At 63.7% G+C, this 25,577-nt stretch carries 24 protein-coding genes; 6 read left to right on the forward strand and 18 right to left on the reverse strand.

Annotated elements, in window-relative coordinates:
* Positions 1-101: 101 nt before the first annotated feature.
* Complete coding sequence (locus U4Y90_RS28735; protein WP_321799743.1) at positions 102-479, forward strand: DUF883 family protein; 378 nt, start codon at positions 102-104, stop codon at positions 477-479.
* Positions 480-483: 4 nt separating this feature from the next.
* Here U4Y90_RS28735 and ugpQ read toward each other — a convergent pair whose 3' ends face one another.
* From ugpQ to pilM, 12 genes are all read right to left on the reverse strand, one after another.
* Complete coding sequence (ugpQ, locus tag U4Y90_RS28740) at positions 484-1,239, reverse strand: glycerophosphodiester phosphodiesterase (RefSeq protein ID WP_321799745.1); 756 nt, start codon at positions 1,237-1,239, stop codon at positions 484-486.
* 14 nt (positions 1,240-1,253) lie between these two features.
* Positions 1,254-2,339: a sn-glycerol-3-phosphate import ATP-binding protein UgpC gene (locus U4Y90_RS28745; protein ID WP_321799747.1), complete on the reverse strand. Its 1,086-nt coding sequence runs from the start codon at positions 2,337-2,339 to the stop codon at positions 1,254-1,256.
* Between the two features lie 16 nt (positions 2,340-2,355).
* Complete coding sequence (gene ugpE / locus U4Y90_RS28750; protein WP_321799748.1) at positions 2,356-3,201, reverse strand: sn-glycerol-3-phosphate ABC transporter permease UgpE; 846 nt, start codon at positions 3,199-3,201, stop codon at positions 2,356-2,358.
* On the reverse strand, positions 3,198-4,082 hold the full coding sequence (gene ugpA, locus U4Y90_RS28755) for a sn-glycerol-3-phosphate ABC transporter permease UgpA (RefSeq protein ID WP_321799750.1): 885 nt from the start codon (positions 4,080-4,082) through the stop codon (positions 3,198-3,200). Before ugpA ends, ugpE begins: the two co-directional genes overlap by 4 nt.
* Positions 4,083-4,130: 48 nt before the next feature.
* Positions 4,131-5,456 (reverse strand): sn-glycerol-3-phosphate ABC transporter substrate-binding protein UgpB, encoded by a 1,326-nt coding sequence (gene ugpB / locus U4Y90_RS28760; RefSeq protein WP_321799752.1) that lies wholly within the window; start codon positions 5,454-5,456, stop codon positions 4,131-4,133.
* 45 nt (positions 5,457-5,501) lie between these two features.
* Entirely contained in the window at positions 5,502-6,722 is a 1,221-nt protein-coding gene (locus U4Y90_RS28765; protein ID WP_321799754.1) for a deoxyguanosinetriphosphate triphosphohydrolase, read from the reverse strand.
* Between the two features lie 44 nt (positions 6,723-6,766).
* The gene (gene aroB / locus U4Y90_RS28770) at positions 6,767-7,843 is read right to left on the reverse strand and encodes a 3-dehydroquinate synthase (RefSeq protein WP_321799818.1); all 1,077 of its coding nucleotides are present in this window, start codon (positions 7,841-7,843) and stop codon (positions 6,767-6,769) included.
* A 14-nt stretch (positions 7,844-7,857) separates the two neighbouring features.
* The gene (locus tag U4Y90_RS28775; protein ID WP_415749423.1) at positions 7,858-8,358 is read right to left on the reverse strand and encodes a shikimate kinase; all 501 of its coding nucleotides are present in this window, start codon (positions 8,356-8,358) and stop codon (positions 7,858-7,860) included.
* Between the two features lie 138 nt (positions 8,359-8,496).
* On the reverse strand, positions 8,497-9,963 hold the full coding sequence (locus U4Y90_RS28780; protein ID WP_321799820.1) for a type IV pilus secretin PilQ: 1,467 nt from the start codon (positions 9,961-9,963) through the stop codon (positions 8,497-8,499).
* 35 nt (positions 9,964-9,998) lie between these two features.
* Positions 9,999-10,853: a type 4a pilus biogenesis protein PilO gene (pilO, locus tag U4Y90_RS28785; protein WP_321799758.1), complete on the reverse strand. Its 855-nt coding sequence runs from the start codon at positions 10,851-10,853 to the stop codon at positions 9,999-10,001.
* Positions 10,850-11,521 carry a fimbrial assembly family protein gene (locus tag U4Y90_RS28790; protein ID WP_321799760.1) on the reverse strand — a complete coding sequence of 224 codons (672 nt, stop codon included), beginning with the start codon at positions 11,519-11,521 and terminating at the stop codon, positions 10,850-10,852. The genes pilO and U4Y90_RS28790 overlap by 4 nt, the downstream gene beginning before the upstream one ends.
* A complete protein-coding gene (pilM, locus tag U4Y90_RS28795) occupies positions 11,518-12,519 on the reverse strand; it encodes a type IV pilus biogenesis protein PilM (RefSeq protein WP_321799762.1) in 1,002 nt (333 codons plus the stop codon). The genes U4Y90_RS28790 and pilM overlap by 4 nt, the downstream gene beginning before the upstream one ends.
* Positions 12,520-12,782: 263 nt before the next feature.
* Here pilM and U4Y90_RS28800 point away from each other — a divergent pair, with 263 nt between their 5' ends.
* Positions 12,783-15,191 (forward strand): penicillin-binding protein 1A, encoded by a 2,409-nt coding sequence (locus U4Y90_RS28800; RefSeq protein ID WP_321799764.1) that lies wholly within the window; start codon positions 12,783-12,785, stop codon positions 15,189-15,191.
* Between the two features lie 52 nt (positions 15,192-15,243).
* Here the strand turns inward: U4Y90_RS28800 and cyaY are convergent, their stop codons facing one another.
* Positions 15,244-15,561, reverse strand: a complete 318-nt coding sequence (cyaY, locus tag U4Y90_RS28805) for an iron donor protein CyaY (protein ID WP_008344070.1) — start codon at positions 15,559-15,561, stop codon at positions 15,244-15,246.
* Positions 15,562-15,596: 35 nt separating this feature from the next.
* On the opposite strand from cyaY, the gene lptM reads away from it, so the two are divergent.
* On the forward strand, positions 15,597-15,905 hold the full coding sequence (gene lptM, locus U4Y90_RS28810) for an LPS translocon maturation chaperone LptM (RefSeq protein ID WP_321799767.1): 309 nt from the start codon (positions 15,597-15,599) through the stop codon (positions 15,903-15,905).
* 20 nt (positions 15,906-15,925) lie between these two features.
* Positions 15,926-17,188: a diaminopimelate decarboxylase gene (gene lysA / locus U4Y90_RS28815; RefSeq protein ID WP_321799769.1), complete on the forward strand. Its 1,263-nt coding sequence runs from the start codon at positions 15,926-15,928 to the stop codon at positions 17,186-17,188.
* Between the two features lie 46 nt (positions 17,189-17,234).
* On the opposite strand, the gene msrQ is transcribed toward lysA, so the two are convergent.
* From msrQ to U4Y90_RS28840, 5 genes are all read right to left on the reverse strand, one after another.
* The gene (gene msrQ / locus U4Y90_RS28820) at positions 17,235-17,891 is read right to left on the reverse strand and encodes a protein-methionine-sulfoxide reductase heme-binding subunit MsrQ (RefSeq protein WP_321799771.1); all 657 of its coding nucleotides are present in this window, start codon (positions 17,889-17,891) and stop codon (positions 17,235-17,237) included.
* Positions 17,892-17,894: 3 nt separating this feature from the next.
* Entirely contained in the window at positions 17,895-18,884 is a 990-nt protein-coding gene (gene msrP / locus U4Y90_RS28825) for a protein-methionine-sulfoxide reductase catalytic subunit MsrP (RefSeq protein WP_321799773.1), read from the reverse strand.
* Between the two features lie 125 nt (positions 18,885-19,009).
* The gene (ccsB, locus tag U4Y90_RS28830) at positions 19,010-20,212 is read right to left on the reverse strand and encodes a c-type cytochrome biogenesis protein CcsB (protein WP_321799775.1); all 1,203 of its coding nucleotides are present in this window, start codon (positions 20,210-20,212) and stop codon (positions 19,010-19,012) included.
* A 4-nt stretch (positions 20,213-20,216) separates the two neighbouring features.
* Positions 20,217-22,448, reverse strand: coding sequence for a cytochrome c biogenesis protein ResB (locus U4Y90_RS28835; RefSeq protein WP_321799777.1), 2,232 nt, complete (start codon positions 22,446-22,448; stop codon positions 20,217-20,219).
* A gap of 175 nt (positions 22,449-22,623) precedes the next feature.
* Positions 22,624-23,298 (reverse strand): c-type cytochrome, encoded by a 675-nt coding sequence (locus U4Y90_RS28840; protein ID WP_321799779.1) that lies wholly within the window; start codon positions 23,296-23,298, stop codon positions 22,624-22,626.
* Positions 23,299-23,658: 360 nt separating this feature from the next.
* Between U4Y90_RS28840 and yihA the strand changes: the two genes are divergently transcribed.
* Positions 23,659-24,321, forward strand: coding sequence for a ribosome biogenesis GTP-binding protein YihA/YsxC (gene yihA / locus U4Y90_RS28845; protein ID WP_321799822.1), 663 nt, complete (start codon positions 23,659-23,661; stop codon positions 24,319-24,321).
* A gap of 256 nt (positions 24,322-24,577) precedes the next feature.
* Positions 24,578-25,576 (forward strand): porphobilinogen synthase, encoded by a 999-nt coding sequence (gene hemB, locus U4Y90_RS28850; RefSeq protein WP_321799781.1) that lies wholly within the window; start codon positions 24,578-24,580, stop codon positions 25,574-25,576.
* Position 25,577: the final 1 nt, after the last annotated feature.

A 25,577-nucleotide genomic window follows, 5' to 3' on the forward strand; every position in this document is an offset into this window, starting at 1 on the left:
TATGCGCAAGGTCGGGGCACCGGCATTGAATTTGCTGCATGATGGGTTTTCCCGCCGATTCACGCGGGCTATCCACGACTCATCCATCGACGGAGCGATCTATGAACGCACTGCCTAATACGCGAGACGCCATCGGAGATTCATGGACCACGACGAGCCGCCGTGCACGCCGCATGGCACGGCATGGCCGTGAAGCAGCCGAGGATATCGGCTCCGAACTCCGCACGCTTCTGAGCGAACTCGAAAGCACGCTATCCGAAGGCACATCGGCCGACGCGGCTGCGCTTCGCGCGCAAATCAGCGATCGCATCGACAGCGCCCGCGCACGTCTGAACGACACCCACGCTGCGCTACGCGAGCGCGCCGGCGCCGCATTCGAAGACGCCGACGCCTACCTCCACGAAAAGCCCTGGCAGACGATTGCGCTCGTCGGTGGGCTGGCGCTGGTCGCGGGCGTCCTGCTCGCTCGCGTTCGCTGACGTTTCAGCCGGACGGCGCTTCCAGAAAATCCGCGCCGATGATGTCGATGCGATCCGTGCAGATCGCATCGACGCCCCATTGCGCGAGCAGAAGCGCGCGCGCCGGGTCGTTCACCGTGTAGGCGAGGATGCGCAAACCCGCATCCTTGATCTGCGCGACGAGCGTTTCGTCGAGCGTCCGATGGTTCGCGTGCAACGATACACACGAGAGCGCCGAAGTCTGCGCGCGCCAGTCCGCGGGCACGCGCTCGTACAGCATGCCCCGCGGAAGGTTGGGCGCGACATCGCGCGCCGCCTCCAGCGCCGCGTATGAAAACGATGACAGTAGGGGCGCGACTTCAGCATCCGCCCACAAGCGCGCCGCCTCACGCGCGACGAGCACGCCGGTTTCCACGTCGCGGCCCTGACTCGGCTTGATCTCGACATTCGCCGCCAACCCGTGCTTCATGCATCGCTCGTGGACCTGCACGAGCGTCGGCATGCGCGCGTTGACGAACTCGGCGCTGAACCACGCGCCCGCGTCGAGCGCGCGCAACTGCGCATAGGTCATCGCTTTCGCCGCACCGCGCCCGTTCGACGTACGATCTACCGCATCGTCGTGCAGCAGGAAGACGATATCGTCGGCGGAGAGCTTCGCGTCGAATTCGATCATCTTGTGGCCGAAGCGCGCGCCGACGTCGATCGCCTCGAGCGTATTCTCCGGCGCGAGCTTGCCGCCGCCGCGATGCGCGACGATCGCGGGATAAGGCCAGATTCTCATCGCGTATGCTCCATTCAGTTGGCGCGCAGCCCCGTTGCCGGATCGAAGAAATGCAGATGCCGCGCGGGCACCGACACGCTGAGCCGTTCGCCGCGCTGCGGACGATGCTCGTGCGGCAAGCGCGCCGCCACATCGTGCTTGCCCCACTTGCCATGCGCGAGATTGTCCGCGCCGAGCAGTTCAGCGGAATCGACGTCGAGCGTCGCGCCCGGCGCGTTCTCGCCGCCGGGCGTCATGTGTTCCGGACGGATGCCGACGATCCACTCCCGCCCGTGCATTGCGCCCGTCACGCCGCTCGCGCCCGCGACCGGCAGCTTCGGCCCCCCGCCCGCGACCTCGAAGCTCGATCCGTCGTCGGACAGGCGGCCTTCGAGCAGATTCATCGCCGGCGAGCCGATGAAGCTTGCAACGAAAACGGTCGCCGGACGTTCGTACACTTCGGTCGGCGCGCCGATCTGTTCGGCGTGGCCTTTGTTCATGACGATGACGCGCTGCGCGAGCGTCATCGCTTCGATCTGATCGTGTGTCACGTAGAGACTCGTGGTTGCGAGACGCGCATGCAGCCGCTGGATTTCGAGCCGCATCTGCACGCGCAGCTTCGCATCCAGATTCGACAAAGGTTCGTCGAACAAGAACACGGCCGGTTCGCGCACGATCGCGCGGCCCATCGCGACGCGCTGCCTCTGACCGCCCGACAGTTCGCGCGGCTTGCGCGCAAGCAGATGTTCGAGTTCGAGGATACGCGCGGCATTGGCGACGCGCGAGTCGATGGTCTTCTTGTCCGCGCCGCCGATCTTCAGCGCGTACGCCATATTCTGCGCGACGCTCATGTGCGGATAAAGTGCGTAGTTCTGAAAGACCATCGCGATATCGCGATCTTTCGGCTCCAGCTTGTTCACCACCTTGCCACCGATTTCGATCGCGCCTTCCGACACGCTTTCGAGACCCGCGACCATGCGCAGCAGCGTCGACTTCCCGCAGCCGGACGGACCGACCATCACGACGAACTCGCCGTCCTCGATCGCCACATCGATGCCATGCAGCACGTAGTTCGAGCCGTCGTACGTTTTCTTGACGCTTTTGAGATTCAATGCGGCCATCGATCAGCCTTCTCCGTTATTTCTCTGAGTCCACGAGTCCGCGCACGAACCAGCGTTGCATGGTCAGGACGACCGCGAGCGGCGGCAGCATCGCGAGCAGCGTCGCCGCCATCACGTAATGCCATTCGGTCGCGGTATCGCCCGACGCGATCATGCTCTTGATGCCGACGACCGCCGTCTGCAGCGACACTTCGTTGGTGATGAGAATCGGCCAGAGATACTGGTTCCAGCCGTAGATGAACGTGATGACGAAGAGCGCCGCGATGTTGGTCTTCGAAAGCGGCAGCACGACGTCCCAGAAGAAGCGCAGCGGCCCTGCGCCGTCGATGCGCGCGGCTTCCATCAGTTCATCGGGCAGCGTCATGAAGAACTGACGGAAGAGGAAGGTCGCCGTTGCGGAGGCGATCAGCGGCAGCGTCAATCCCGCATACGTATTCGACAAATGCATCGACGACACGACCTGCACCGTCGGAAAGATGCGCACTTCGACCGGCAGCATCAGCGTGATGAAGATGAGCCAGAACGCGAGGTTCTTCATCGGAAAGCGGAAGAACACGATCGCATACGCGGAGACGATCGACACGGCGATCTTGCCGATCGAGATCACGAGCGCCATCGCGAGGCTGTTCGCCAGCATGCGGCCGAAAGGCGCCGCCGCGTTGCCGCTGCCGTGCGTCCAGATATACGCGATGTTCTCGAAGAGATGCGTGCTCGGCACGAGCGAGAGCGGCACGCTGAACACTTCCTTCGCGTTCATCGTGGCCGCGCAGAACGCGACGTACACCGGAAACACGATCAGCGCGACACCGAGCAGCAGCACCGCGTGACAGAAGATATCGAAGCCGCGACGGTTCTCGATCATGAATATTGCACCCTGCGTTCGACGAAGCGGAACTGGATCACCGTCAACACGACGACGATCACCATCAGCACGACCGACTGCGCGCCGGAGCTGCCGATGTCGAGTCCCTGGAAGCCTTCCGCGAAGATCTTGTAGATGAGCGTCTTGGTCGACTGCGCGGGACCGCCGCCGGTGGCGGCATCGATGACCGGGAAGGTATCGAAGAACGCGTAGACCAGATTCACGACCAGCAGGAAGAACGACGTCGGCGACAAGAGCGGCAGCGCGATCCCGAAGAAGCGTCGCACGGGCCCGGCGCCGTCGATGGCGGCGGCTTCGATCAGCGATTGCGGGATCGCCTGAAGTCCCGCGTAGAAGAACAGGAAGTTGTAGCTGACCTGCTTCCACACCGACGCGAGCACGACGAGGAACATCGCCTGCGTGCCATTGAGCGCGTGATTCCAGACGATGCCCTGCTTGCCGAGCGCGTAGGTCACGAGCCCGATGCTCGGATTGAACAGAAACGACCACAGCACGGCGGCGATGGCGGGCGCGACCGCATACGGCCAGATGAGCAGCGTTTGATACGCCTTCGCGCCGCGCGTCACGCGATCGGCGCATGCGGCGAGCAGCAGCGAGATCACGAGGCCCGACACCGTGACGAGCGCGCAGAAAATCATCGTCGTGTTGAACGACGAGAGATAGAGCGGGTCCGCGAACAACTGCCGGAAGTTCGCCAGCCCGACGAACTCGCTCGACGTGCCGAACGCATCCTGACTTTGCGTGGCCTGCCAGAGCGCTTCGCCGGCAGGCCACAGGAAGAACAGCGCGGTGATCGCGAGTTGCGGCGCGACGAGCAGATACGGCAGGACGCTCGTATCGAAACGAGAGCGTTTTTCCATGCTTTGATTTCCCGATGCGCCCGCGCTCTTACACGCGGGCGCGTGAGCTTAGTTGCCGGCTTTCTCGAAGCGGCGCAGCAGCTCGTCGCCGCGTTGCACCGACGCATCGAGCGCCTGTTGCGGCGTCTTCTTGTCGGCCCAGACCTGCTCGAGCTCTTCGTCGACGATCGTGCGGATCTGCGGCATGTTGCCGAGACGCAGGCCCTTCGTGTAGGGCAGCGGCGGCTTGTTCAGCATCTGCTTGATCGCAATATCGGCGCCGGGATTCTTGTCGTAGAAGCCCTGCTTTTGCGTGAGCTCATACGCGGCTTGCGTGACGGGCAGATAGCCCGTGTCCTGATGCCACTTCGCCGCGACTTCCGGCGTCGACAGATACGCGAGGAACTTCGCGACGCCTTTGTAGACGGCCGGGTCCTTGCCCGACAACACCCACAGACTCGCGCCGCCGATGATCGCGTTCTGCGGCGCGCCCTTCACGCTCGCGTCGTACGGCATCATGCCGACGCCGTAATCGAACTTGGCGAATTTCGCGATGGTCGCGCGCGAGCCCGACGAGTTCGTGATGATTCCGCAGTCGCCGCTATAGAACTTCGACACCGGCTCGTCCTTGCGGCCCACATACGTGAAGGTGCCTTCCTTCGCCATGTTCTGCAGGAACTGAATGTGCGCGACCTGAAGCGGCTTGTTGAATTCGAGCTTGGCGTCGAGGCCGTCGAAGCCGTTGTTCTTCGTCGCGAACGGCGCGGCGTGCCACGCGCTGTAGTTTTCGAGCTGGATCCAGCTCTGCCAGCCGGACGAGTAGCCGCACGAGTAACCCGCGGCCTTCAGCTTCTTCGCGTCGGCTTCGACATCGGCCCAGGTCTTCGGCGGCTGATTCGGATCGAGGCCGGCCTTCTTGAACGCGTCCTTGTTGTAATAGAGAACGGGCGTCGAGCTATTGAACGGCATCGAGATCAGATGGCCGGTCTTCGCGTCGCTGTAGTAGCCCGCGATCGTCGGCACGAAGGCCTTTTCATCGAACGGCACGCTGGCCTGCTTGAACACGTCGTAGACCGGGATGACTGCCTTCTTCGCCTGCATCATCGTTGCGGTGCCGACTTCGTAGACCTGCAGGATCGCGGGTGCATTGCCGCTGCGATACGCCGCGATGCCCGCCGCGAGCGCCTGGTCGTACGTGCCCTTGAACACGGGGACGATCTTGTAATCGCTCTGTGACTTGTTGAAATCGTTGGCGATGTCGTTCACGCGCTCGCCGAGCGCGGCTTCCATCGCATGCCAGAACTGGATTTCCGTTGCGGCTTGCGCGGCGGTGCTGGCGCCGAAGGCCAGAACGGCCGCGGCCGAGATCGTGCGGAACAAGGGCTTGCAGCTCATCGATGAGTCTCCTTCTGAGAATTTCGCGCTTGGAAACGCGCGATATTAGTTGTTGTCGATGACAAACAGGCGTTGATACTCCTTCAAAGCGTAACGATCGGTCATGCCCGCGATGTAATGCGCGATCAGCCGCGCCTGCGAACTGTCGTGGCTCGATGACGGCGCGTCGTTCGCCGATTCCTCCGTCACCGGCCCGCGCGCCTGATAGGCGGGCGGCAAGAGACGAGGATCGTCGGTGAAGGCTTCGAAAAGGCCCGTCACGACGCGCTTCGCCTTGTTGGCCATACGCATCACGCGATAGTGCCGGTACAGGTTCTTGAACAGGAAACGCTTGAGCTGCGCCGCCTGGGCCGCGACTTCGTCGCTATGCGCGACGAGCGGCGGTGCATTGCGCACATCGTCCAGCGATTGCGGCGCGATGCGTTCGAGATTGCGGCTCGTCGTCTCGATCAGATCGACGATCAACGTATTGATGATGCGACGGATGGTTTCGTGGATCAGCCGGCGCCCTTCGATGTCCGGATAGTCGGCGCGCGCCGCATCGAAATGCGTGTGCCAGAGGCTCACTTCGGAAAGCTGTTCGAGCGTGATGAGCCCTGAGCGCAATCCGTCGTCCACGTCGTGATTGTTGTACGCGATTTCGTCGGCGACATTCGCGATCTGCGCTTCGAGCGACGGCTGCTTGCCCGTGAGAAAGCGCTCGCCGAGATCGCCGAGCTTGCGCGCATTCTCACGCGAGCAATGCTTGAGAATGCCCTCGCGCGTCTCGAAGCACAGATTCAGGCCGTTGAATGCGCCGTAGTGCTCTTCCAGTTGATCGACCACCGCGAGGCTTTGCAGATTGTGCTCGAAGCCGCCGTGATCGCGCATGCATTCGTGCAGCGCGTCCTGTCCGGCGTGGCCGAACGGCGTGTGACCGAGATCGTGCGCGAGCGAAATGGCCTCGACGAGATCCTCGTTCAGCCGCAGATTGCGCGCGACGGAACGCGCGATCTGCGCGACTTCGAGGCTATGCGTGAGGCGCGTGCGGAACAGATCGCCTTCGTGATTGACGAAGACCTGCGTCTTGTATTCGAGCCGGCGAAAAGCAGTCGAATGCACGATGCGGTCACGGTCGCGCTGAAACTCGGTGCGCGCCGCCGGCGGCGTTTCGGCGAAGCGCCGTCCGCGCGATTGCGACGCGTGCGCGGCATACGGCGCGAGATGCGCTTCGAGCGCGAGCGTCGACGGCGTGGCCGCCGGAAGTTGCTGGTCTTTTTCGCTCACCGGCTGCTCCGCTTCGTCGTGGTTCTAGCCGCCGCTCGCGCGGATCAGACGCTGGCTGCGAGCGTCGCGCGCACGGCCTGATCGGGCGCGCTCGTGATTTCGGTCGCGCCGAAGCGGGTTAGCAGAATGAACTTGATCTCGCCGGCTTCGGCCTTTTTGTCGACCTTCATCAGATCGACATAGCGGTCGTCGCCGAGCTTCGGCGCCGTGACCGGCAGCTTCGCCGCCTCGATCACGCGCACGAGGCGCTGACGCGCGGCTTCGTCGAGCTTGCCGAGGCGCACGGACAGATCCGCCGCCATCACCATGCCGCAACCGACGGCCTCGCCGTGCAGCCATTCGCCGTAACCGAGTCCGGCTTCGATCGCATGGCCGAAGGTGTGGCCGAAATTGAGAATCGCGCGCTGGCCGCCTTCGCGCTCATCCGACGCCACCACCGACGCCTTGATCTCGCACGATCGCTTTACCGCGTGCGCGAGCGCGCCGTCGTCGCGGCGATTCAGCGCGTCGATATTGGTTTCGATCCAGTCGAAGAACCCGGCATCCTTGATGGCGGCCGTCTTGATGACTTCCGCGATGCCCGCCGCCAGTTCGCGCTCCGGCAGCGAGTGCAGTGCGCCGATGTCCGCGATCACCGCCTGCGGCTGATAGAACGCACCGATCATGTTCTTGCCGAGCGGATGATTGATGCCCGTCTTGCCGCCGACCGATGAATCGACTTGCGAAAGCAGCGTGGTCGGAACCTGGATGAACGGCACGCCGCGCATGTAGCACGCGGCAGCGAAGCCCGTCATGTCGCCGACGACGCCGCCGCCGAGCGCGATCAGCGTCGTCTTGCGATCGGCGCGTTCGGTGAGGAGCGCATCGAAGATCGTATTGAGCGTTTCCCAGTTCTTGTGCGCCTCGCCATCCGGCAGGACGACGGTCGTCACCTTCTTGCCGAGCGGTTCGAGCGCCGCGCGCAACGCGTCGCCGTAAAGCGGATCGACGGTCGAGTTCGTGACGATCGCCACGGACGCGCCCTTGATATGCGGCGCGAAGAGTTCCGTGCGGCCGATCAGGCCCGCACCGATATGAATGGGATAGGCGCGCTCGCCCAGTTCGACGTTGACGGTAATCATGGCGGACATTTGACTTACGCCGGCTTGACGACGCCGGCGACCTCCAGTTGCATCAGGACCATATTGACGAGCGCGTTCACGGTCGGCCGCCCCGTTTCCACGACGAAATGCGCGCATTCGTGATACAGCGGATCGCGCGCCTGAAAGAGTGCTTCGAGCTTGCCGCGCGGATCCTCGGTCTGCAGCAGCGGACGATTCTTGTCTCGCCGCGTGCGCTGCCAGAGATCGTGCGGATTGGCGCGCAGATAGATGACGATGCCGCGATTCTTCAGATGTTCCCGGTTCTCGGAGCGCAGCACTGCGCCGCCGCCGGTCGCGAGCACGATGCCGCTTCGCTGCGACAGCTCGTCGATCACGTTTGCCTCGCGCTGGCGAAAACCGGCTTCGCCCTCGAGTTCCCAGATCACGGGGATGCGAGCGCCCGTGCGCGCCTCGATCTCATGATCCGAATCGATGAACGAGCGCTGCAGACGGCGCGCAACCGCACGGCCCACGGTGGTTTTACCTGCCCCCATGAGTCCGACGAAAAAAATGTTCGCGTTCGCGTGCCCTTCCTGCAACTCGGTTTCCTTCCAGTTCGATGCAATTTGTTCGTGCGGCAGCTTAAGGGCAAACCGCCCGCTTTGTCGAGTCGCGCAGCCCTCGTGGCGGGCTTACCCGCTCGACGCGATCACGTGCGGCGTAATCAAAATGACAAGCTCGCTCTTCGAGCTGCGCCGCGCGTCGTGACGAAACAGCCAGCCGATCAGCGGCAGTTTCGACAATCCCGGCACGCCGGTCGTGTCTTCCCGCTCGTCATCGGAATAAATGCCGCCGATCGCCACGGTGCCGCCATTTTCCACTTCCACGCGCGTCTGAACATGCTTGGTATGGATGGCCGGCCCGTTCGCCGTCTGCTCGCCGAGACTGTCTTTCGTGATGTCGAGATCGAGAATGACGTGGCCATGCGGCGTGATTTGCGGCTCGACCTCCAGTTTGAGCGTTGCGCGCCGAAACTGCACGCCCGACATTCCGTTGCCGACCTTCGCCTGATAAGGCACTTCCATGCCCTGCTCGACGACGGACTTCACCCGGTCCGCCGTCACGACGCGCGGCCGCGAGACGATTTGTCCGCGCCCCTCGGCCTCCAGCGCGCTCAATTCCACATTGAGCAGACGCGTCGCCTGCGCGACGAATAGCGTGAGCCCGGCGGTCGCCGCGTCGAATCCGTTGATCGGCCCCGCCGACAGATCGTATACCACGCCGTCCTTTCCGCCCGTGAACCCGGTCGACGGATCGTTCTGCGACGCCACGCTCAGCTTGACGCCAAGATTGCGCGACAGTCCCGCCTCGCCCTCGACGATCTTCGCCTCGATCATCACTTGCGGCGTCGGCTTGTCGATCAGCGCGATGAGTTCCGCGATCTGCTGAACGCGGGCGTCGAGATCGGTGATGAAGAGCAGGTTCGTGCGCGCATCGGAGATGGCGGAACCGCGTTTCGACAGCACGCGCTGATTGCCCGAGCCGGACAGCATCTTGCGGAGATCTTCCGCGCGCGCATAGCGCAGCACGAACGTGCGGCTCGCGAGCGGCTCGAGGTCCGCGGCGCGCGCGTGGGCTTCGTAGCGCAGCTTCTCGCGCGCGGCGAGTTCGGTCAGCGGCGCGACCCAGATCACATTGCCGTGCTGTTCCATCGCGAGACCGTGGACTTCGAGGAACGTGTCGAACGCGCGCCGCCACGGCACGGCGGCGAGGTTCATCGACACCTGTCCGCGCACCTTTTCGCTCGCGACGATGTTCAGCCCCGTGAACCGCGCGAAGGCATGCAGCGCGGCGCCGAGGTCTGCGTTCTTCAGATCGAGCGTGATCGGCTTGCCGTCGTCGCTGGTCTGCGATGCCCCGCTCAGCCGTTCGGGTTGCGGCAGAGGCACCGGCGGCCCTTCCAGCGCGTCCGCCGTGTCCGCCGCGGGCTTTGCGAGCGGAGCCGCGTCCGCGCTCTTGACGACGGGCACTTCGGGCGCGGGCTGATCGACAGGCTCTGCGTCGAACGACTCGGGCAGCGGCGGAAGCGGCGCGATGATCGTATCGGCGCTGTCGGCGGCCAAAACCGCGTGCGCGGACAACAACAGCGCCGCGCCCATTCCCGCGAATTTGCGTGAAAACGTCAAGAACCCGCTCACTTGCGATCCTCCGCTAATGTCACTGTGTGCGAAACGCCGTCTTTGCGAGCGAGTTCGATTGCGCGCGGCACGATGCGCCCGATCCGTTCGTCGCCGACCGTCTGCCCCGGCGCGAAACCATCGATGTCGGGGCCGTTCTGCAGAAGCGCCATCGCGCGACGGCGTCCGACGAAGGTGCCCACGAGCAGCATGTCACCGCCCTGCGCGGCGGCCTCCGCGCTGCCGAACGGATCGACGACGAACGCGTTCGCGCGCAGCGGCGCCGAGGGTGAAACCGCCGGCAACGTTTCGAAGATGCGCAAGGTCGCTTCGATGGCGAGCACGCCCGCCTGTCGTTTGATCTGCACGTTTTCGGGCACGACGAGCCGCGGCAGACCGGCGAGCGCGTCGAGAAAGCGTCGCATCTCGGCGAACGCGCCGTCGGCGCGCACCTTGAGCGCGCGCTCCGGGATCGGCTCACCGCCCTTAACGCCGACAGGCTCGATTCCCGCGACCCGCAAACCGCTCTGCGCGGCCAGATCCGCGACGGCGCGCAACGCATCGGCAGCGCTCCAGCGCTCCGGGTCCAGACGTCCCGACGACGCTCGCGCTCGCAGACCAGGCAATTCGCTGGCGATGCGCGTTGCGTCCCGCGCTTTCGCTTGTGTAGCCGTCCACGCCACGCGGCTCGTTTCGAGCTGGCTCGCGTCCGACATCCGCCACGCTCGCACGCCGAAGCCGAAGACGAGCAACCCCAACGCAAGCGCGACACCGGCCGTCCGGCGCCACGACCATTCGTCGAGCGGGCGAAAGACGGACCGCGCACCGCGCGTGCGCGTCTTCACGGCGATATTCATCGGAATCGTGCTCATCGGCGTTGCCCCTGTGCTGTCGTCGAGACCGGGTGCGGCTGCCGCGACGCCGCTTCATCGTATGAATGATCCGCCGCGTAACGCACGAGCGCGACGAACTCGAAATGTGCGGAACGCCCTGCGACCGGCGCCGATGGGCCGCGCTTCGCCGACGGCGCGGCATCGGCACGTCGTTTCATTTCGATCACTTCCACCGCCTGCACGCCACGCAGACGCTCCAGTCGCTTGAGCCATTGCGCGGCCGCCTGCGAATCGGGCGCGAGCGCGGCAAGCTCGACCTCGTTCGTGCGCTGCGAGACGCGGGCAAGCGCGACGCCGCGCTGGGCGGGCGCATCGGCAAGCGCTTCGAGCAGCGCCAGGAAGCGGTCGCGCGGCAACGCCAGTGGCTGCGCGGCCTCACGCGCGCGCCGCCGATCTCTTTCGGCGCGCAAGAGCCGCGCGTGTTCATCGATCTGCGCGCTGGAAGCATGCAGCGACACTTCGAGCGCCATGCGCCGCTCATCCAGACGAGCGCGCTCGAACGAATCCCAGCCGGCCACGGCGGCGACGGCCGCGCAGCCTGCCAGACTCACCGCGCCGATCAGCGCGAGCCGCTGGCGCCGTAACTCACGTCGTTTTCGCGCGCGATAAGGAAGCAGGTTGAATCCATCGAGCATGGCGGCATTCATTGCATCACCTCGCGCAGGGCCAGCCCAAATGCGACAGCGAAGCGCGGTGAATGCTTGTGCGCCGCCTGGATCTCGGCCGCTCCGTTGCAATACGGCGCGGCCTCGAAGGGCAGCGCCGGGCAGCCGAAGGTCTTGCCCAGCACGGGAAGCGGAAGGCTCGCGTGCGCCATCAGCTCGATCTGCCCGCCCACGTAGATGCAATCGGGCGGCGCGTCCTGGCCTGCGAGCTCGTGCAATGCGTCGGCGATGCTCCGATGCTCCGGCGCGGGATATCGAACCTCGTTTTCGACGCCGCGCGCGCCAACGAGCCAGCCGTGCAGGGCGGTGCTTTCCAGCCAGCAGACGAGATAGCGCGCGTCTGGACCCAACTCGGCGGAACCGGTACGGCGCATCGCGCGCAACGCGGCGGCCGGCTCACCGTCGATGGCGGATAGCGCGACGCCCGCCTCCGCCGCCGTTTCCACGCGCGCCTCGACGTGCCGCCGCGCCGTTGCCGCGATCGCAACCAGCGCCTCACCGTCTTCCCGCGCCTGCACGGACCAGTCGACCGCCAGCGCGCCGCGTTCGATGCCCGCCACCCGCTCGGCTTCGGCGAGCACCGCCGGTTCGAGCATGCCGCGCGGATCGCCGCCGCTCGCGGCCGCGAGCGGCCCATGGGTGTCGATCAGCCGTGCGAGCGGAATCTGCGTCGTGAGCGTCGCCGAAGCGGGCAGGCCCATTGCACAGCGCAGCGCCCGCCACGCGCCGCTTTCCGGCAGACGCCCGAACACCTCGCGCAACGCGGCGACGATCGGCGCGCGATCGACGAAATCGCCATCGATCACCGCACCCGACGGCAACGCCGCCGACTCCAGATGTTCGACGCACACCGCCGCATTCGCACGCAATCGTCTGCTCACGACCGCGAGCCGCACCGCATCCTCGCCTACGTCGATGCCCGCCGCATAGCGCCGCGTGACCGTCAGCATCGTGCCGCGCAACGTGTTTTCCCTGCTCATGACCCACTCCTTCCATTCGCTCGCGCGCCGAACCGTTCGGGCGCTTGACGTTGGAAAGATTGTCGCGAGCCGAGGGTGCGGCGAACACTCGGCCAAATGGCCAACGCTCGCGACAGAAAGATGCTTCCGCACACGATCGCGCGTATCTTGAAGACAGCGGCAGACGTATGCGAAAGCACACTCGACAGGCGGGTGCGCTTTTAGCGTCAGGAAAAGTCCTAAATCGGGGCAGCTATAATCGCGTGACTGTTTTTGGTGGTGCTATGCAATCCTCTTCCCCGTCCAACCCGCCGTCCACGCCGCCCGAGAGGCCGAAAAAAGCCAAGCGCCCATGGTGGGCGAGGCTCATGCTCGGATTATTCGTCAGCCTGTTTGCGCTCGTCGTCTGCGCAGGCCTGGTGCTCGGCTACGCGCTCGTCGTCGCGATGCCGAATCTGCCTTCGCTCGAGGCGCTCACGGACTACAAGCCGAAAGTGCCGCTGCGCATCTATACGGCGGATCACGTTCTGATCGGCGAATTCGGCGAAGAGCGCCGCAGCGTCGTGCGCATTCAGGACGTGCCCGATCATCTGAAAAAAGCCGTGCTCGCGATCGAGGACGCGCGCTTCTACGATCACGGCGGCGTCGATCTCACCGGCATTCTGCGCGCGGGCTCGGTCGCGCTGACCAACGGCCACGCGTCGCAAGGCGCGAGCACGATCACGATGCAGGTCGCGCGCAACTTCTTCCTGTCGAGCGAGAAGACCTACACGCGCAAGATCTACGAGATGCTGCTCGCGTACAAGATCGAGCGCGCGTTGACCAAGGATCAGATTCTTGAGGTCTACATGAATCAGATCTATCTCGGCCAGCGCGCATATGGTTTCGCGAGCGCCGCGCGGGTCTACTTCGGCAAGGATCTGAAGGACGTATCGCTCGCCGAAGCCGCGATGCTCGCGGGTCTGCCCAAGGCGCCGTCGGCATATAACCCGGTCGTCAATCCGAAGCGCGCGAAGGTGCGGCAGGAGTACATCCTGCAACGCATGCGCGAGCTGAATTTCATCACGCAGGCCGACTACGAGCAGGCCTTGAAGCAGCCGCTCGTCGTGAAGGGACAGGGTCGCGAGTTCAGCGTGCACGCCGAGTACGTGGCGGAAATGGTGCGTCAGATGATGTACGCGCAATACCGCGAGGAAGCGTATACGCGCGGCCTGAACGTCGTGACGACGATCGATTCCGCCGATCAGGACGCCGCCTATCGCGCGGTGCGCAAGGGCTTGATGGACTATGAGCATCGCCACGGCTATCGCGGGCCGGAAGGTTATATCGACCTGCCGGCGAATGACGATGACCGCGAGCAGGCCATCGACGACGCGCTCGCCGAGCATCCCGACAACGGCGAGATCGTCGCGGCGGTCGTGACGTCGGCGAATCCGAAGGAAGTCAAGGCGAGCTTCATCGACGGCAACACGGCGACCATCAGCGGCAGCGATCTGCGCTTCGTGCAGTTCGCGCTCAGTTCGAAGGCGCAGCCGAACGCGCGCATTCGCCCCGGCGCGATCGTGCGGCTCACGAAGGACGAAGACGGCAGCTGGATCATCACGCAACTGCCGCAAGTCGAAGGCGCGCTCGTGTCGATGGTGCCGCAGGACGGCGCGATCCGTGCGCTCGTCGGCGGCTTCGACTTCAACAAGAACAAGTTCAATCACGTCACGCAGGCATGGCGTCAACCGGGTTCGAGCTTCAAGCCGTTCATCTACTCGGCATCGCTCGAAAAAGGTCTTTCCCCCGCGACGATCATCAACGACGGCCCGCTCTTCTTCAGCGCCGCCGAGACCGGCGGCCAGGCGTGGGAGCCGAAGAATTACGGCGGCGGCTTCGACGGCCCGATGACCATGCGCTCAGCGCTGCAGCGCTCGAAGAACATGGTGTCGATCCGCATCCTGAGTCATATCGGCACGAAGTACGCGCAGGGCTACATCACGCGCTTCGGCTTCGATGCGGACCGTCATCCCGCCTATCTGCCGATGGCGCTCGGCGCTGGTCTCGTGACGCCGCTGCAGATGGCCGCGGGCTACGCGGTGTTCGCGAACGGCGGCTATCGCGTGAATCCGTATCTGATCGCCGATATCACCGATCCTTACGGCCGCGTCGTGTCGCATCCGCAGCCGCTCGTCGCGCAGCAAAGCGCGCCGCTCGCGATCACGCCGCGCAACGCGTTCGTGATGAACAGCCTGCTGCAGAGCGTCGCGCAGCACGGCACGGGCGCGAAGACGAATCAGTTGAAGCGCGGCGACCTCGCCGGCAAGACGGGCACGACGAACGATTCGCGCGATGCATGGTTCGCCGGCTATCAGCGCACGCTGGTGGCGATCGCGTGGATCGGCTACGACAGTCCGCGCAGCCTCGGCGACAAGGAAACGGGCGGCGGTCTGGCGCTGCCGGTGTGGATGGATTACATGAGCCGCGCGCTGAAGGGCGTGCCCGAGTACAAGCCGATGATGCCGCCGGACATCACGTCGCTCGGCAACGAGTTGTACTACGACGACATGACCCCGGGCCACGGCTTCGTCGCGACGATCGGCGTGAGTCAGGCGCCGCCGCAGGAAGGCGTATCCGGCGTGACGGCGCCGGCGCCCGAAGTCGGCGAGCAGGAGAAGCAGGACATCATGAATCTGTTCAAGGGCCACTGACCTCGCCCCGCGCTCTCCAAAGCGAGCGGACCACACGGTCCGCTCGCTTTTTTTATGCCTTGAAGCGGATCGGCTCGCCGGCCTGCTCGCTCGAATACTTGCTCAACGTGGCGAAGAATTCGCTGTTGTCGCGCGTGTCGCGCCATGCGCCGTCGACGTACTTGTAGTGAAATCCGCCCGCCTTCGCCGCGAGCCAGATCTCGTGCTTCGGCGGCTGCAGATTGACGATCACCTTCGTGCGATTCTCGAATTCCAGCGTGAGCACATTGCCGCTGCGCTCGAATTCGATGTCCGCTTCGGCGTTGTCCACCGAGCGCTCGATGGCCGTCAGCGCGGCCTCCGCCAGCGTCAGGTATTCCTGGTCTGTCATGCTAAACTCCATCGATTAAACGTATAGGGACGGTCATGCGAGTCGTTTTCAAGATGAGCGCGATTGTAGCGGCTCTGAGCATCGGCGCCGCGGCAACGCTCTCGCTCGGCGGTTGTGGTCAACGCGGTCCGCTTTATCTGCCGAAGGTGCCGCCACTGCCGCAACGTCCCGACGATCTCCAGAATACGCCGCCTTCGAATGTCACTCCGAGCAGCGAAACGGCATCGCGCGCGGGCAGCGTGCCGGACACCTCGGGCCAGCCGTTGTCGCTTTCGCCCGAGACCGACCTGAAGACCAGCCCCAACGCTGCATCGGCGCCGAAAGCCGCGTCGTCCGCCTATTGATTCTCCAGCCTCAACCCTACATGAGTGATTCCGCATTCCATTACGTCGACGGCGTGCTGCACGCCGAAGGCGTCTCAGCCGTGTCGCTCGCGGAGCAGTTCGGCACGCCGCTCTACGTCTATTCGCGCGATGCGCTGACGCGCGCCTATCACGCCTACGCCGATGCCTGCGCCGGCCGAAAAGCGACGGTGCACGTCGCGGTCAAGGCGAACAGCAATCTCGCGGTGCTCAACGTGTTCGCGCGCATGGGCGCGGGCTTCGACATCGTATCGTCGGGCGAGCTCGCGCGCGTGCTCGCGGCGGGCGGAAAAGCGGAGAACACGGTGTTTTCGGGCGTCGGCAAGTCGGCGGCGGAAATGCGCGAGGCGCTCGAAGCGGGCGTGAAGTGCTTCAACGTCGAATCGATTCCCGAACTGCACGCATTGAACGACGTGGCCAAGTCGCTCGGCAAGCGCGCGCCCGTGTCGCTGCGCGTGAATCCCGACGTCGATGCGAAGACGCATCCGTATATCTCCACCGGTCTCAAGTCGAACAAGTTCGGCGTCGCGTTCGGCGATGCGCGCGCGACCTACGCGCAAGCGCACGCGATGGGCAATCTCGATGTCATCGGGATCGACTGCCATATCGGCTCGCAGATCACCGAAATCAGCCCGTATCTCGACGCGCTCGACAAGCTGCTCGAACTCGTCGAGCAAATCGAAGCGGACGGCATGAGCATTCGTCACGTCGATGTCGGCGGCGGTCTCGGCATCACCTACGACGACGAAACGCCGCCCGATATCGGCGATTTCGTGAAGACGCTGCTCGATCACGTCGAAAAGCGCGGCCACGGCCAGCGCGAAGTGTACTTCGAGCCGGGACGCTCGCTCGTCGGCAACGCGGGTCTGCTGCTGACGCGCATCGAGTTTCTGAAACCGGGCGAGGAAAAGAACTTCGCCATCGTCGATGCCGCGATGAACGACCTCGCGCGCCCCGCCATGTACGAGGCGTTTCATCGCATCGTGCCGGTCGTCGAGCGCGACGCGAAAGCGCATACCTACGATGTCGTCGGTCCGGTATGCGAGAGCGGCGACTGGCTCGGGCGCGATCGCGAACTGGCCATCGCACCCGGCGATCTGCTCGCGATCTGCTCGGCGGGCGCGTACGGCTTCGTGATGAGCTCGAACTACAACACGCGTCCGCGCGCCGCCGAAATCATGGTCGACGGCGAACGCGCGCGTCTCGTGCGCGAACGTGAGGAAGTGAAGCAGTTGTTCGCAGGCGAATCGATCCTGCCGGACTGAAGCCCGCGCGCTTCGACGAAACAGCGATGCCTCGGCATCGCTTTTTTCATGCGCGTGCGTTTCGCGCCCGGAGCCACGCGATCACGCGCCAGCCGAGCAGCACGACCACGATCGAGCCGTAGATCTTCGGCAATTCGAGGTCGTGCTTGCCGGCCTTCATCCACCAGAAATGCAGGATCGCGAGCGCGGCGATCAGATAGATCGCGCGATGCAGCGTCTGCCAGCGACGGCCGAGCTTGCGCACCATCGCCCTGGGTGACGTGACCGCGAGCGGAATCAGCAGCACGAACGCAGTGAAACCCACCGTGATGAACGGCCGCTTGCCGATGTCCTTCAGCATCGCGGCGAGGTCGAACCATTTGTCGAACCAGATGTACGTCGTGAAGTGCAGCACGGCGAAGAAGAACGCGTACAGCCCGATCATCCGGCGAAAGCGCGCGAGCGCCGTCAGGCCGGTCATGCGGCGCAGCGGCGTGATCGCGAGCGTGATGCAGAGATAGACGAGGGTCCAGAGGCCGGTCGAACGCGTGATGAACTCGATCGGATTAGCGCCCAGACCGCCCGTCGCGCCTAGCAACACGAGACGCGCGAGCGGGAACAGCATCGCGATGAACACAGCCACTTTCACCGGCGCGACCCAGCGCGGTCCCGACTGCACGCCGGCGCGCGCACGCGTTCCCTTGATTTGCGAAGCGGTCGGCATCGTTCAGAAGTTCTTCTTCAGATCCATGCCCTGATACAGGGATGCGACCTGATCGCCGTAGCCGTTGAACATGAGCGTCTTGCGCTTCGGCTGAAAGAAACCGTCTTCGCCGATACGCCGCTCGGTCGCCTGACTCCAGCGAGGGTGATCGACTTCCGGATTCACGTTCGAAAAGAAGCCGTACTCGCTCGGCGCGTAGAGATTCCAGCTCGTCGGCGGCTGCTTCTCGACGAAGCGGATTTTCACGAGCGATTTCGCGCTCTTGAAGCCGTACTTCCACGGCACGACGACGCGCACCGGCGCGCCGTTCTGATTCGGCAGCACCTGCCCGTACAAACCGACGGTCAGAAGCGTGAGCGGATTCATCGCCTCGTCCATGCGCAGGCCTTCGGAATAGGGCCATTCGAGGATCGGCGTCGAGAGTCCCGGCATCTGCGATGCATCGGCGAGCGTGATGAATTGCACGTACTTCGCGCTGCCCGTCGGCTCGGCACGTTTGATGAGCTCGGACAATGACACGCCGACCCAGGGAATCACCATCGACCAGCCTTCGACGCAGCGCAGCCGGTACACGCGTTCCTCCAGCGGCGCGAGCTTCAGAATGTCGTCGATGTCATAGACCTTGGGGTTCTTGATCGCACCTTCGACGGACACCTTCCACGGCCGCGGTCGCAGCGAGCCGGCGTGCGCGGCGGGATCGTCCTTGTCGGTGCCGAACTCGTAGAAATTGTTGTAGGAGGTGATGTCCTTGAACGGCGTCGCCTTGTCGAGCGCAACGAACTTCGGATTGGTCGTCGCCGCGAGCTTCTGGCCTTTGGCGTCGGGCGATGTCAGCGTCGCGTGAGCAAAACCGCTCGCGCCGGCGAGTCCTGTCGCGGCGAACGCGCCGATCGAGCGCAACGCGCGCCGACGATTCTCGAACACGTCGCGCGGCGTAATTTCATGACCCGCGATGTCATCGCCGTAGAGACGGCGATTTCGTTTGATCCACATGACGCCTTGCTCCTTCGTTCCCATACAGGGGGAAACAGCGGATTGAATGTCGGTATTCCATCGCCGAATGAAAAAAAACCGCCAGCGTCACGCATGGCGGTCTTTGTTCGAGTCGATGCTGCCGATCAGAGCTTGCCGTAGCTATGCAGGCCCGAGAGGAACATGTTCACGCCGAGGAACGCGAACGTCGTGACGATCAGCCCCGTCAGCGCCCACCACGCCGCAGCAGCGCCACGCAGGCCCTTCATCAGGCGCATATGCAGCCACGCCGCGTAGTTCAGCCAGACGATCAGCGCCCACGTTTCCTTCGGGTCCCAGCTCCAGTAGCCGCCCCACGCTTCCGCCGCCCACAGCGCGCCGAGAATCGTCGCGATGGTGAAGAACGCGAAGCCGACAGCGATCGATTTGTACATCACGTCGTCGAGGACTTCGAGCGACGGCAGACGGTCCGCCATGAAACCGCGCTGCTTGCCGAGATACGCGACCGAAACCATCGCGGAAAGCGCAAAGCTGCCGTAGCCGATGAAGTTCGCCGGCACGTGAATCTTCATCCACCAGCTCTGCAGCGCCGGCACGAGCGGCTGGATCTGCTGCGCGTCGCGCGCGATCGAGTACCACATCAGGAAGCCGACCGCCGCGCCGATCACGAGCAGCACGAACGCGCCCATCTGACGCGTCGAATAATGCTGTTCGTAGTAGAGATAAAACAGCGCCGTGATCAGGCAGAACAGAACGAAGACTTCATACAGATTCGAGATCGGAATATGGCCGACATCCGCGCCGATCATGTACGACTCGTACCAGCGCACCATCATGCCGGTGAAGCCCATCAGCACCGCGACCCACGTCATGCGCGAGCCGATCGCACCGCCCGTCTGCGAGCGCGTCACGAGGCCGATCCAGTAGAACAGCGTCGCGAGGATGAACAGCGCGCTCATCCACAAGATTGCGGACTGACTCGACAGGAAGTACTTGAGGAAGAAGTTCGTATCGGCGCGCGCGAGATCGTGCTGATAAAGCTGAATCGAAAAGAGCGACAGGACCGCGATCATCGCGATCAGCAAACGCACCGATTTCCAGCGCCAGCCGAGCACGACGAATGTCGGCACGGCGCCGACCAGCACGGCGGTGTCGTACACGTCCATGTACGCGTGATAGCGATTCAGCGCGAATCCCGCGCCGGCGACCATCGCGAGGGCGAACAGCCAGTCGATCAGCGTCAGCCTGCGCAGAAACGGACGGTCGTCGAACACGGCGACATCGGGGAGACCCGAGGCCGGACGTTCCGTCTTGGCGGAGGCGTGGGAGGAAGTCTGTGTGAGGTCCATGATCTTACCGTGTTGAAACTTCCGAGCTCGAGGTCTCGGATTGCGAATGCCGGGGCGCGCCGGATGTCGGGGACGGATCAGCCGGCTCGGCTGGCTTCACGCCGAGCGCCGCCGCGATCTGCGCACGCGTGCGCACGAACTCTTTCTCGAAATCGAGCGTGCGGCGTGCCGTCGACATCGCCATCAGCACGCTTGCGCCGCCTTGCCCTGTATCTTTGAGCCAGAACCAGAGGCGGCGTTCGCGCACGTAAAACATCGCGAAAATGCCGACCACCAGCAGCAGGCTGCCAAGATACACCAGATTTTTACCCGGCGCGCGCGTCAACTGGAATACCGAAGCTTGCACCTGTCTGAAGTTGTCCAGTTGCAGAAAGACCGGCGAACCGTACAGAAAGCTGTCGGAAAGCGCGTTGATGGAGGACTGCACGAACGCGGAGTTCTTCTCATCCACTTTAGCTTCGGGCAGGCCGTTTTGCTGGCGGGAAATCTGCCATACGTCCCACATCGCGCCTTCGAGCATGCGCATCAGCAGGCCCGCGGCCTTCTCCTGCTCGCCCTTCGGCACCGATTTGTCGATGAACATCGCGATACTCTGGAACCCGCCGATCATCTGAGGATTCGTCGCCGCCTTTCCGGATTCGTCCGCGCCCGCGAAGAGATTCAGCACACGCACGGCGCTTTCTTCAAGATGCTTCTGCAATTCGCCGTTTTCCTGCGGCACCGACCTGATCGCGAAACGATGCGCGGCTTCGGCGCGCGTCGCCGGCGTGGCGAGCGCGGCCCGCAAGTCCATCCACTGTTTGATCGTGCCCTGTTCGTCGGCGGGAATGCGCAGGTAGCGGAACGGATCGTTCGGGCTCACGCGCATGCCGGCGAGGAACATGCGCTGACCGCTCACATCCACCGGCAGCATGTAGTTGCTGTACTCGCGCGCCTGGCCGTCCGTGCCGCGCACCTTGTATTGCACCGACGGGCCGATATTGCGCAGATCGGTCGGTTTCGAGGTTTTCGCGCCGGAGCCGAGGCGCTCGTCGAATGCGTCGCGCAGCGTTTCCTTCTTGCCTACGCCGCGCGCGTCGGGGGCGCCGCTGCCATCGGTCATGTTCTCGACGTTGATCGCGCGGAAATCCGTGAATTCGACGGTTTCGCCCTGCGCACCCGTGAACTGCGCGCCGATGGGCGCCGTGCCGCCGATCGTCCCGCTGAACGGCGCGGTCTTCGCGCTGCCGCCGGTCATCGGCCAGGCGGTCATGTCGAGCTTCGAGCCGCCGTCCTGGAAGCTCGATTGATAAATCGAAACGCCGTCGTACGTGAAGGGCTTGTTCACTTCGACGCGCGCCGGAATGCGCTTGCCCGTCTTGTGATCGATCACGACGATGTCGCTCGCGAAGAGCTTCGGCATGCCGGTCGAGTAGTAATCGACGATGAACTTGTTCAACTGGATCGAGAACGGCAGATCCTGAATGATCGAGCCGTCCTGCTGGTTCAGGATCGCCGTGCCGACGAACTGGCCCTCGGGCACCCACGCGTAGCCGCGGAACGTCGGATTCGATGTGGAAAGCCGATGCTCCGGCGGAATATCGTTGATGACCGCGTTGCTATTGATCGGCGTCTTGTTGAACATCCACATCTGCAATTTGATGGGCAGATTGCTGTCCAGCAAACCGCCGATGCAGATCACGACGATCGCCAGATGCGCCGAGATATAGCCGATCTTCGTCATCGCGCCGCGCTTGACCGTGATCAGCGTCGCGCCGTTGTCGGTTTCGCGCGTCTTGAAGCGATAGCCCATCTTCGCGGCGAGGCGTTCTAGCGTCGCCGCAGTCTGCGCACGGTTCGTTGAAACCGCAAACTCGCCCTTGTGATGGAACGCGCGCAAGCCGCCTTCGTGCACGCGATCCTTCCAGCTTTTGATGTCCGCGATCATCTTCGGGCTGTTGCGAATCACGCAAAGCGACACCGAGATCACGAGGAAGATCAGGATCAGCATGAACCACCATGCGCTGTACACGGTGTAGATGCTCAGTCCGCGAAAGATGTCCGCCCAGAACGGGCCGAACTGATTGACGTAGTTGGGGTACGGGTCGTCCTGCGTGAGCACCGTGCCGATGATGCTCGCGATCGCCAGAATGACCAGCAACGCGATGGCGAAGCGCATCGAACTGACGAGTTCGACGAAATGCCTGATGGCCCGACGGCTCGACTTCGACTGCAAACCCGATGTGGTGACGCTCATTCAAACTCCGGCTGGACAGCAAAAAAGGGTGGAGACGCTGGCGGTCTCATCGACCGACGTCCCACCCTTTTCTTGTTTTTGCGCCGGTCTTCTCGGATCTTCCCGGGACCGGCTTCGTAGTATGGGCGACTCCTGCGTTTGCCGCCGGAACCGCTGGACGCTGACTGCTGCGCGTTTAATGCAAACCGGCGATGTAGTCGGCGACAGCCTTCATCTCCGCTTCGTTCAGGCGCGAGGAAATCTGGTGCATCGGCTCGCTGTTGTTGCGTTGTCCCGATGCGAAGGCGTTCAACTGCGCCACCGTGTAATCGCCCCACTGCCACGACAGCCGCGGATACTGCACCGGAATGCCCATGCCCGTCGCGCCGTGGCACGCCGCGCATGCCGGTACGCCCTTGTCCGCGATTCCGCCGCGGTAGATCTTCTGACCCAGCGCGACGTCGTTCTTGTCGCGCGCATAGTTCGGCTTGGCCTTCTGCGACGCGAAGTACGCCGCGACATTCACCATGTCCTGATCCGATAGCGCGCCCGCGATGCCCGCCATGATCGGATTGTTGCGCGCCGGCGCCTTCGCACCCGGCTGCGTCTTGTAATCCTTCAACTGCTTGACGATGTACTCCGCGTGCTGGCCCGCAAGCCTCGGAAACGCAGCGCCGGCGCTGTTGCCGTCAGCCGCGTGACACGCCGCGCACACCTGAGTCGCGATGGCCTGCCCTCGCGCCGCATCCGGCTTCGCCGCTTGCGCGGGCTCTGCCGCATTCACCGACATCGATACTGCTAGTCCACTCAAACCTGCACCGAAAGCCGCCGCTGCCCGAATCACTACCAGAGACCTGTACAGTCGGTTCATTCGCGTACCCTGTTTTTCGTCTTGTGAGAATGTGAGGTTCTGCAAAAAACGACGGCGACCGATCATCGCCGCAAGATACCCGAACTCGCTGAACGAAGAGGCTCAAAAAGCGCCTCGAAAACTGTCTCGCTCCTATGTCGATCGAAGCCCGCGCTCGAGCGCCTTACTCCGATCCAAAGCTGTGAGTGCCGCCTGCGGCTTGGGTCTTGCGTGCCCGTGCTGATCTTTAAAAATCCGTCGTATTGTACAATAACCCGCTACACGCAAAGACGCCAGTCGGGGCATGCCCAGTATTTGCCGGGTTCTCAAGGCTTCTGGTATTCACCGCTCTGTCCGCAGCTCTTCCGATTCGGCCCGCCCATGTCATTCCTGCTTCATCAATCCCGCTTCTTCACGACCGTCAATCACCTGCGTGATCTGCCGCCCACGCCCCAACCCGAAATCGCGTTCGCGGGGCGCTCGAACGCAGGCAAATCGACGGCGATCAATATCCTCTGCAATCAGAAACGGCTCGCATTCGCGAGTAAAACGCCGGGGCGCACGCAGCACATCAATTACTTTTCGGTCGGCCCGGAAGCCGCGCCGGTTGGCTATCTCGTCGATCTTCCCGGCTACGGTTATGCCGAAGTGCCGGGCGCCGCGAAGGAGCATTGGCAACGGCTGCTTTCCACGTATCTGCAAAGCCGCGCGCAATTGCGCGGCATGATCCTGATGATGGATTCGCGTCGCCCGCTGACCGAGCTCGATCGCATCATGATCGACTGGTTCGCGCCGACCGGAAAGCCGATCCACGCGCTCCTCACCAAATGCGACAAATTGACGCGACAGGAGATGACCAACGCCCTGCGCGCCACCAAGAAGTCGTTCGCGGAGTACAAGGACGCGGGATATCGCGGCGAGCTCACCGCCCAGCTCTTCTCCGCCCTCAAGCGCACGGGCCTCGATGAAGCGCACGAACAGATCGAAAGCTGGCTGATGCCTGAGGAAGCCGGCGAGAACGCGTCAGAAGACGCGGCCGAGTGAGCCATCGCGCGCATGCGCCGGCATAAAAAAACCCGCCGCATGACGGCGGGTTAACAGCCTAATCGAACATCGACAGGCACCCGCTCAGGGAGGAGAAGCGGGGAGTCCGGCGGCAAGCGCCTCGCTCGATCGGTATGATATACCATTGTCTCAAAACGGTTTCAGACGCAGCCAAGTGCTTGTTCGGCAAGGATTTATGCGTTTCCAACGCCGTTTTCGACGTCCCCGGAAGACCACTCCAAATTCGAGTCACGACATGAGCTTCTATCCCCACCATCGGCCGCGCCGCATGCGCCGCGACGACTTCTCGCGCCGTCTGATGCGCGAGAACCTCCTCACGACGAACGACCTCATTTATCCCGTGTTCATCGTCGAGGGCACGAACGTGCGGCAAGCCGTGCCGTCGATGCCCGGCGTCGAGCGCACGTCCGTCGACTTGCTGATGAAAGTCGCGGAGCAGTGCGTCGAACTGGGCGTACCGGTGCTGTCGCTGTTTCCGGCGATCGAGCCGTCGCTCAAGACCCCGGACGGCCGCGAAGCCACGAACCCCGAAGGTCTCATCCCGCGCGCCGTGCGTGAACTGAAAAAGAACTTCCCGATGCTCGGCGTGCTGACCGACGTCGCGCTCGATCCGTACACGAGCCACGGCCAGGACGGCGTACTGGACGAGGAAGGCTACGTGAAGAACGACGAAACGAGCGAGATTCTCGTCGAGCAGGCGCGCACCCAGGCCGAAGCCGGTGTGGATATCGTCGCGCCGTCGGACATGATGGATGGCCGCATCGGCGCGATCCGCGAGATGCTCGAAAGCGAAAGCTACATTCACACGCGCATCATGGCGTATGCCGCGAAGTATGCGTCCGCGTTCTACGGCCCGTTCCGCGACGCCGTCGGCTCGGCCGCGAATCTCGGCAAGGGCAACAAGATGACGTATCAGATGGACCCCGCCAATTCGGACGAAGCGATGCGCGAGGTGCGCATGGACATCGAAGAAGGCGCGGACATGGTGATGGTCAAGCCGGGCATGCCGTATCTCGACATCGTGCGCCGCGTGAAAGACGAGTTCCGCTTCCCGACGTACGCGTACCAGGTCAGCGGGGAGTACGCGATGATCAAGGCGGCCGCGCAGAACGGCTGGATCGATCACGACAAGGTCATGATGGAAGCGCTGCTCGCTTTCAAGCGCGCCGGCGCGGACGGCGTGCTGACGTACTTCGCGCTGGATGCGGCGCGTATCCTGCGGGCATCGAAGTAAG

Origin of the sequence: Caballeronia sp. J97, assembly GCF_905220305.1 — a bacterium.
Taxonomy (GTDB): Bacteria; Pseudomonadota; Gammaproteobacteria; order Burkholderiales; family Burkholderiaceae; genus Caballeronia.

Bases quoted from the DNA above. Each gene is read 5' to 3' on its own strand.
- ugpB (WP_321799752.1), bottom strand. From the start codon at position 5,456: ATGAGCTGCAAGCCCTTGTTCCGCACGATCTCGGCCGCGGCCGTTCTG.
- aroB (WP_321799818.1), bottom strand. From the start codon at position 7,843: ATGATTACCGTCAACGTCGAACTGGGCGAGCGCGCCTATCCCATTCAT.
- U4Y90_RS28790 (WP_321799760.1), bottom strand. From the start codon at position 11,521: ATGAATGCCGCCATGCTCGATGGATTCAACCTGCTTCCTTATCGCGCG.
- msrP (WP_321799773.1), bottom strand. From the start codon at position 18,884: ATGTGGATCAAACGAAATCGCCGTCTCTACGGCGATGACATCGCGGGT.
- ugpA (WP_321799750.1), bottom strand. From the start codon at position 4,082: ATGGAAAAACGCTCTCGTTTCGATACGAGCGTCCTGCCGTATCTGCTC.
- U4Y90_RS28835 (WP_321799777.1), bottom strand. From the start codon at position 22,448: ATGAGCGTCACCACATCGGGTTTGCAGTCGAAGTCGAGCCGTCGGGCC.
- lysA (WP_321799769.1), top strand. From the start codon at position 15,926: ATGAGTGATTCCGCATTCCATTACGTCGACGGCGTGCTGCACGCCGAA.
- U4Y90_RS28735 (WP_321799743.1), top strand. From the start codon at position 102: ATGAACGCACTGCCTAATACGCGAGACGCCATCGGAGATTCATGGACC.
- ccsB (WP_321799775.1), bottom strand. From the start codon at position 20,212: ATGGACCTCACACAGACTTCCTCCCACGCCTCCGCCAAGACGGAACGT.
- ugpE (WP_321799748.1), bottom strand. From the start codon at position 3,201: ATGATCGAGAACCGTCGCGGCTTCGATATCTTCTGTCACGCGGTGCTG.
- pilO (WP_321799758.1), bottom strand. From the start codon at position 10,853: ATGAGCACGATTCCGATGAATATCGCCGTGAAGACGCGCACGCGCGGT.
- U4Y90_RS28775 (WP_415749423.1), bottom strand. From the start codon at position 8,358: ATGGGGGCAGGTAAAACCACCGTGGGCCGTGCGGTTGCGCGCCGTCTG.
- U4Y90_RS28840 (WP_321799779.1), bottom strand. From the start codon at position 23,298: ATGAACCGACTGTACAGGTCTCTGGTAGTGATTCGGGCAGCGGCGGCT.
- msrQ (WP_321799771.1), bottom strand. From the start codon at position 17,891: ATGCCGACCGCTTCGCAAATCAAGGGAACGCGTGCGCGCGCCGGCGTG.
- hemB (WP_321799781.1), top strand. From the start codon at position 24,578: ATGAGCTTCTATCCCCACCATCGGCCGCGCCGCATGCGCCGCGACGAC.
- U4Y90_RS28780 (WP_321799820.1), bottom strand. From the start codon at position 9,963: ATGGGCGCGGCGCTGTTGTTGTCCGCGCACGCGGTTTTGGCCGCCGAC.
- cyaY (WP_008344070.1), bottom strand. From the start codon at position 15,561: ATGACAGACCAGGAATACCTGACGCTGGCGGAGGCCGCGCTGACGGCC.
- U4Y90_RS28800 (WP_321799764.1), top strand. From the start codon at position 12,783: ATGCAATCCTCTTCCCCGTCCAACCCGCCGTCCACGCCGCCCGAGAGG.
- pilM (WP_321799762.1), bottom strand. From the start codon at position 12,519: ATGAGCAGGGAAAACACGTTGCGCGGCACGATGCTGACGGTCACGCGG.
- U4Y90_RS28745 (WP_321799747.1), bottom strand. From the start codon at position 2,339: ATGGCCGCATTGAATCTCAAAAGCGTCAAGAAAACGTACGACGGCTCG.
- yihA (WP_321799822.1), top strand. From the start codon at position 23,659: ATGTCATTCCTGCTTCATCAATCCCGCTTCTTCACGACCGTCAATCAC.
- ugpQ (WP_321799745.1), bottom strand. From the start codon at position 1,239: ATGAGAATCTGGCCTTATCCCGCGATCGTCGCGCATCGCGGCGGCGGC.
- lptM (WP_321799767.1), top strand. From the start codon at position 15,597: ATGCGAGTCGTTTTCAAGATGAGCGCGATTGTAGCGGCTCTGAGCATC.